The 3148-nt window shown below is 69.7% G+C and carries 2 protein-coding genes; both read right to left on the bottom strand.

Features of this window, described 5'->3' with window-relative positions; genetic code table 11:
- Window positions 1–78: 78 nt before the first annotated feature.
- Window positions 79–1836, bottom strand: coding sequence for a flagellin N-terminal helical domain-containing protein (locus HMPREF0731_RS18295; protein WP_007005684.1), 1758 nt, complete (start codon window positions 1834–1836; stop codon window positions 79–81).
- Window positions 1837–1979: 143 nt separating this feature from the next.
- Window positions 1980–3148: tetratricopeptide repeat protein (locus HMPREF0731_RS25775; RefSeq protein WP_007005683.1), on the bottom strand; the 1169-nt coding region annotated here is incomplete at its 5' end.

The following is a 3148-nucleotide window of genomic DNA, read 5'->3' as shown; positions in this document are numbered from 1 at the left end:
CGGCGGGGTTTGCCCCGTCGCGCGGCCGCGCCGCCCCTCAGGGAAGGCGGGACGCGGCTCGCGCCGCGCCCCCGGGACTCAGCGGAACAGCGCCAGGATGCTCTGCGGCGCCTGGTTGGCGATCGAGAGCGCCTGGGTGCCCAGCTGTTCCTGCACCTGCAGCGCCTGCAGCCGCGCCGCCTCTTCCGACATGTCGGCATCGACCAGCGCGCCGAGGCCGGTGGTCAGGGTGTCGACCAGCTTGTCCAGGAAGTCCTTCTGGATGTCGATGCGGGTGCCCAGCGTGCCGAAGGAGGCGGCGGCGTTGTTCACCGTGTTGGTCGCGCTGTCGAGCTTGCCCAGCAGCGTCTGGTAGTCGGTCAGCGAGGAGTTGAAGTAGTAGAGCTCGTCCGCGGTGTTGTCATCGCTGATGATCGACAGCTTGCCGCTGATCGCGTCCACATAGACACCGAAATCGGTGCCAGCCGTCGCTTCCGGCGCCGCCAGGTAGTCGTTCGAGGTCACGAAGTCAGCGCCGGCGCCGCCCATGCCCTCGCCGGTCGCGGCGACATTGGCGGAGCCGGTGATCAGCGCCGTCTGCAGCTCGGTCGCGATGTCCTTGCCGGTGACATTGGCGTTGGTCACCTGGCTCGCGGCCACGGCGATGACATAGACATTGTTGATGTTGCTGTAGGCGGAATCGCCCACCAGCAGGTCGCCGGTGGCATAGGCGCCATCGACCACCTTCAGGATGTAGCGGAACTGCGCCGTGGCATCATCCTGGTCGAGGCTGGAGCCGACCTTGATCTCGAAGGTGTCGCCCAGCTGCAGCGGCTTGTCGACGAAGCTGACATCGAGGCGGCGCATATCGGCGCTGAGCGAGGTCGAGGCGGCGGTCGCCGCGTCGAAGCTGCCGGCCGAGCCGGTGCCGGCCGAGACGGTGACGATGGCCGAGTAGTTGACCACCTTGGTGGTGCTGTTGATGTTGCCGAAATACTCGACGACATCGCGGTTCTTGGCGCTGATCGTGAAGGTGTCGGCATCCAGGGTCGAGCCGGTGCTGAACATCCGGTCGGCCTGGAACAGCTTGCTGAAGCCGGAATCCGCGTTCAGGTAGTCGACCAGGGTCTGGATATCGTTGATATCCTTGGTCAGCTTCACCTTCAGCGTGCGCTGCGTGCCGGTCGAGTCGACATACTTGAAGTCGAGCTCGTTGCCGTTGTTCAGGTTGGTGCCGGTCGCACCCACCGTCAGCTGCAGCTTCTTGGTGCCGTCATTGGTGTTGGCGAAGGTCTGGTCGGCGCGCGACAGCACCGTCAGGTCCTTCAGGCTCTCCAGCATCGCGCCATCGGCGACCTTCAGGTTCTGCCTGTCGAGCGTGCTGTAGGCGGCGGTGGAGACGCCATCGATGGCGTTCACCGAGGTCAGCACGCGCTGCGTGCCGCTCGAGTTGACCAGGTTCACGCCCTTGAAGGAGGCGGCCTCGGCCGTGGTGTTGATCTGCGCCAGCAGGGCGTCGATATCCGCCTGCACCTGCCGCTTGTCCACCGCCGGGTTCTGCGCGGCCGTCACCTTGGTGCGGACCTGCTTCACCAGGTCGGCGATGGTGGTCGCCGCTGCCTCGGCCGTCGACAGGATCGAGGAGGAGACCGAAAGATTCTCGCTGACCTGCTTGTAGTTGGCGATGTCCGACCGCATCGAGGTGGCGACCGCCCAGGTGGCGGCGTTGTCCTTGGCGGTGCTGACCTTCAGGCCGGTCGAGATGCGGTTCTGCGTCTGCAGCAGGTTCTTCTGGGTCGCCTTCAGCGACTGCAGCGCCGTCATCGCGCCGTTGTTGGTGAGGATCGAGCTGACCATGATTGCGCCCTTCGAGGGTTCCGGTTCTCTGGGAAGCGCCTTCTGACGCGGCTATCGCGGTGGCACAGCCCCTTGGGGGCGGCGGCGACACCCGGTTCTAGCATTCTGCGAAATACGGCCACAAGAATGATCTGTGCCGCGACTCATGAGATTTCGCCCGGGGCCGCCGCCGGCAGCGCCGCCGCCAGCCGCGCCACGGGCGCCTCCCACCCCTCGCCGGCGGCGCGGCGCCACAGCCGCAGCGTCGGATACCAGGGGCTGTCGGCGCGGCCGGCCTGCCAGCGCCATTCGGCCACCGGCGGCAGCAGCAGCTCGCAGGGCAGGCCGAGCGCGCCGGCGAAATGCGCCGCCGAATTGTCGATGCTGACCACGTGGTCCATGGCGGCGATCTGCGCCAGGCCGAGCTCCAGGCTCTCCCGCGCATCCACCCCGTCATCGACCAGCAGGTCGAGCCCGGCGGCCTCGGCCTCGGCGCGCAGCGCCGCCGCCTCGCCATATTGCAGGCTGACCAGCCGCCAGCCGGGCCGGGCCAGCGCCGCCAGCGTGGCCAGCGGCAGCGAGCGCGCGGCGCCGGTCACCGGATGGGTGCTGCGCCAGGACAGCCCCAGCAGCCGCGCCCCCGCCCCGCCCGCGTAGCGGCGCCGCAACAGGGCGCGCAGCCCGGGCTCGGCCGTCAGATAAGGTCGCTGGGCGGCGAAATCCGCTTCCTGCCGGCGGAACAGCCGGGCCAGCCCGACGATCGAGACCTGCCGCGTCACCGCCGCCGGCAACGGCCCGTCCCCCAGCAGCGGCAGGCCGGGAAAGGCGCGGCCGAAGGCGGCCCAGAGCCGCGGATGGCAGAGCAGCACCAGCGGATGCCCGGCCGCCAGCAGCGGCGGCAGGATGGAGGCGAACATCACCTCGTCCCCCACCCCCTGCTCGCGCCAGACCAGCACGCGCTCGCCCGCCGGCAGCGCCTCGCCGCGCCATTCCGGCAGGTTGTGCGAGCGGTCGACATGGTCGGGCTCGCGCAGGCGGCGGTCATAGGCGTCCCAGCCCTCGGCGTAATGGCCGAGGGTCAGCAGGGTGCGGCCGAGATTGGTCCAGCTCGCCGGGTCGTCGGGCGCCAGGGCGGCGGCGCGGCGCGCCATCTCCAGCGCCGCCTCGTGCCAGCCCTGCTCGGTCAGCAGATTGGCCAGCTCGGTGACCGCGCCGACATCCTGCGGCCGCAGCGCGACCGCCTGGCGCAGCGCCTCCAGCGCCGCCTCCCCGCGGCCGCGGCGGCGGCGCAGCAGGGCCAGGTTGAACCAGCCATCGGCATGGCCGGGGCGCA

This window comes from Pseudoroseomonas cervicalis ATCC 49957 (genome assembly GCF_000164635.1).
Taxonomy (GTDB): Bacteria; Pseudomonadota; Alphaproteobacteria; order Acetobacterales; family Acetobacteraceae; genus Pseudoroseomonas; species Pseudoroseomonas cervicalis.
This window is presented reverse-complemented; position numbering and strand designations above follow the sequence as displayed.

Excerpts from the sequence above, each read along its gene's own strand:
- HMPREF0731_RS18295 (WP_007005684.1), bottom strand. The coding sequence starts at position 1,836 with ATGGTCAGCTCGATCCTCACCAACAACGGCGCGATGACGGCGCTGCAG.